Below are 3,305 nucleotides of genomic sequence, written 5' to 3'. Positions count from 1 at the left end.
GATGCCTACCTGTCCCGTGCCGACCTGTTCGGTGCCAACCTGTCTCATGCCAACCTGTCCGATGCCGACCTGTCCGGTGCCAACCTGTCCGGTGCCGACCTGTCCGATGCCAAAATCGGCGCACATATTGTGGCGCGAAAAGCTGCGCAAGTGTGGCGGTATGACGGCTATGAGTTTTTCGGCTTTGTGTTGCGGGATGGGGGCTTGCTTATCCGCGCCGGCTGCCAAACCCGGCTGATCGAGGACTATCGCCAGCACGTCGCTGACAAATACCCCGGCACGGCGAAAGCGGTCGAAACGCTGGCCCTCCTGGACTTCATCGAAGCGAGGGCGAAAGCGTGACCCGCCTCTACAAATACCAGAGCGTCCTACGCACTCGCATGGGGTGGAAGGATGATACCTCCTACCGGCTCTTTGTGGATGCCTGCAAGGCCGCTGGCGAGCGCAATCTGGTTCAGGAACTATTGGACCCCTTTGTGCTGGTGCAACGCGCAGCGCCCCGTCCCGATCTTGGCGCCGCCATCAATGGCTTTCAGGCAAGGCCATGGTATAGCGCCGCCGAACTGGCGAGGCTCTGGCCACTGGTCTGCATCGGTCTGGCCTGCAAGCAACAGGGCCGATCGCCAAGCCCGGCGAAGGTCGCCGAACGCCTCACCCATTTCGGCCTCCCCAGGCTTAAGCAGTGGGATGGCTCAACCGGGTTCAAGCACCACGGCAAGGTTCAAGACTTCTATGTGGTGCAGGATGTTTGGAAGATCGCCAACCAGAGGTTTACACAAACCGACTTTGACCGGATTGTTTCGGCTGCTTGACACCCAAGCCTGATTGACCGAATAGTCGGCACGGTCCTACGGCGGTAGGGCAAGCCGTGCCGGCATCCGGTCCCCTGTGCCTCCTCTCGCTTGTGCGATAGGATGCCGGCGCGCAACACCCTAGAGGAGGGGCAGAACTATGACCCTGGCTATTGAAACCCGGAAGCGGGTAACGGGCATCGGCCCCATTCACCCGGCGTATATCGCCCTCCTTGCAACTAAGTGTAACGCGGAAACGCAAGAGGTATCTGTCGGCGTGTTTCCGTTTCGAGGGGGCTTCTGGCAAGCTGCGGCCATCGTGGAAAAGACCGCGTGACCGAAAGCAACCCCCGTCTCGCTGCGGCCCTCGCTTACGCCGCTAGGGGCTGGCACGTATTCCCGTGCCTACCGCGCCTGAAAGTGCCTGAAAAGGACAGCAAAGGGCTGCATGATGCGACGACCGACGAGCGCCGTATCCGCGCCTGGTGGAGCGTCAACCCCAATTACAATGTGGCGATTTCCACCGGCCCGTCTAACCTGCTTGTGGTCGATGTGGACCCTGGCGGTGAAGCGGCATGGGAGGATATGCTCGCCTGTGACCCCGATTTGCAAGCCGCTGCCGAAGATTGCCGGCGCGTTCGCAGCCCGAGGGGAACCCTGCACTACTACTTTGAGAACCCCGAGTGCCTTGGCACGAGTGGCGGCAGGTTGCACCGGGACATTGATACCCGTGGCGTCGGCGGCTACGTCCTTGCGCCTCCCAGCTATGTCGATGACGGTAAGAGCAAAGGCGGCTACGTTCTGGAGAGCGAAGGCGGCAAAGCCTTTGTGCCCGAGTATCTGGCAGAGAAATTGCGGCGGCGCATTGACGATAGCCCGCCCGTTGTTCTGCCAGCGTCGGACTTCGACGCGCCGGAAGCGATAAGCCGCGCCAAGGCGTATCTGCAAGGCCGGGTGGATGCCGCAGCGCGCGAGCATGACACGGTGCACCAGACCTTCGAGACGGCTTGTGTCGTGCTGGAGATGGGCGTCAGCCCGGCCAAGGCGTTTGAGTTGATGGCGGCGATCTGGAACCCGTATCGCACCGAGCCGTGGTCGGACAGCGATCTGCGCACCAAGATCAAGAACGCCTGGACCTACGGCCAAGAAACCAAAGGCGGCAAGGCTGAACGCCCGATCGAGGAAACCTTCGCGCACTTTGTGGCGCCGGCAACACCGACCGAGGAACTGGCAGACGAGGGCGCTATCGAGTTGCCCGAACGCTACACGCCGATGTTCATCGAGGACGCTATTGCGACGTGGAAGCCGCCGGAGTGGCTTATCCCCGGCCTGATGACGACAACAGGCGTCGGCTTGCTCTACGGCCCGCCTGCCACGCTCAAGACGTTCCTGATGCTCGACCTTGCGGCGTCGATCGCCACAGGTCACGGCCCAAACTGGTGGACCGATGGCGACCGCGAGCCGCAGACGGTCCTCTATCTGGCCGGCGAAAGCCCGAACGGCCTGGTCAACGCGCGCTACAGCGCGTGGATGCAACGTCACATGATACCGGGCCTTCGCCAGCGGTCGAAGCTGGTCGTGGTGCCATCGGTGCCACCGCTGGAGATGACAGACTATTGGCGCGGTATCGTCCAGTGGGTGCGCAAGAACAAGTTGAAGCCCGTGCTGGTCATTGTCGATACGGTTGCCAGGGCTATGGCTGGTTGGGACGAGAACAGCAACAAGGACATCGGCAAGACCACCATGAAGCTAGAGAGCCTTTCGCGCGAGTTGAACGCCTTTGTCGTTGGCATCCACCATACCGGCAAGGATGCGGAACGGGGCGCCCGTGGCGGCAGCGCATGGCACGGCAATACCGACATGATGCTGGAGATCGAACGCCCGTCGAAAGCCAGCCTCGACATTCTGGTGCATAGCCGGAAGGTGAAGGAAGCCGCAGACGGCGGCGAACCGTTCTTCTTCCGGGGACAGATTTATGGTGACGCGCCAGCCTTTGAGCGCGATTGGAACTTCAAGCCGCAGACCGAATTGCCGAACAAGGTTGTGGAGCAACAGGACAGCGAGGAATGGCTGTCGCCGGAAGCGATTGCGGAGGCGCTGTCCAAAGGCCCCTTGCATACCGACCATTTGGTTGATAGCCTGCATAACCGATTCGGCGTCGATAAGCGGACGATCAAGGCGAAGCTAAAGAAAGCGATGCTGGGTCGATACCGTGCATGGGCGCCAGAGGGCGATACCTGGATGCTGCCCGCAACACATCCAGCCAAACAGAAAATCAATGAGGAGCAATTTTGATGGTTAGTTGGGGCGACAAGCACCGCTTGCGAAAATACGGGCGGAAAAAAGACGCCGCCCGAGGCAAAGCGGGCTGGGACCGGCTTGCGCGTCTCTACTGGCGATACTGGCACAAAGTCCACGCCGGCCATACACTTCTTTGGGCCGGCGAAGCATGATAATCGATCATTCTGGCCGTGACTATATCGTCTCACTTCCGCGCAATAGTGAAGTGATGAC

At 60.8% G+C, this 3,305-nt stretch carries 4 protein-coding genes; all 4 read left to right on the top strand.

From position 1 onward, the window contains the following. Positions 1-342: pentapeptide repeat-containing protein (locus tag ACILQR_RS17135; RefSeq protein ID WP_395652572.1), on the top strand; the 342-nt coding region annotated here is incomplete at its 5' end. Further along, complete coding sequence (locus tag ACILQR_RS17130; RefSeq protein WP_395652571.1) at positions 339-812, top strand: hypothetical protein; 474 nt, start codon at positions 339-341, stop codon at positions 810-812. The genes ACILQR_RS17135 and ACILQR_RS17130, both read left to right, overlap by 4 nt. Before the next feature lie 139 nt (positions 813-951). Continuing rightward, complete coding sequence (locus ACILQR_RS17125) at positions 952-1,128, top strand: hypothetical protein (RefSeq protein WP_395652570.1); 177 nt, start codon at positions 952-954, stop codon at positions 1,126-1,128. Continuing rightward, the gene (locus ACILQR_RS17120) at positions 1,125-3,086 is read left to right on the top strand and encodes an AAA family ATPase (protein ID WP_395652569.1); all 1,962 of its coding nucleotides are present in this window, start codon (positions 1,125-1,127) and stop codon (positions 3,084-3,086) included. Before ACILQR_RS17125 ends, ACILQR_RS17120 begins: the two co-directional genes overlap by 4 nt. Positions 3,087-3,305 lie beyond the last annotated feature (219 nt).

This window comes from Brevundimonas sp. (genome assembly GCF_044239655.1).
Lineage (GTDB): Bacteria > Pseudomonadota > Alphaproteobacteria > Caulobacterales > Caulobacteraceae > Brevundimonas.
This window is presented reverse-complemented; position numbering and strand designations above follow the sequence as displayed.

Bases quoted from the DNA above. Each gene is read 5' to 3' on its own strand.
- ACILQR_RS17125 (WP_395652570.1), top strand. From the start codon at position 952: ATGACCCTGGCTATTGAAACCCGGAAGCGGGTAACGGGCATCGGCCCC.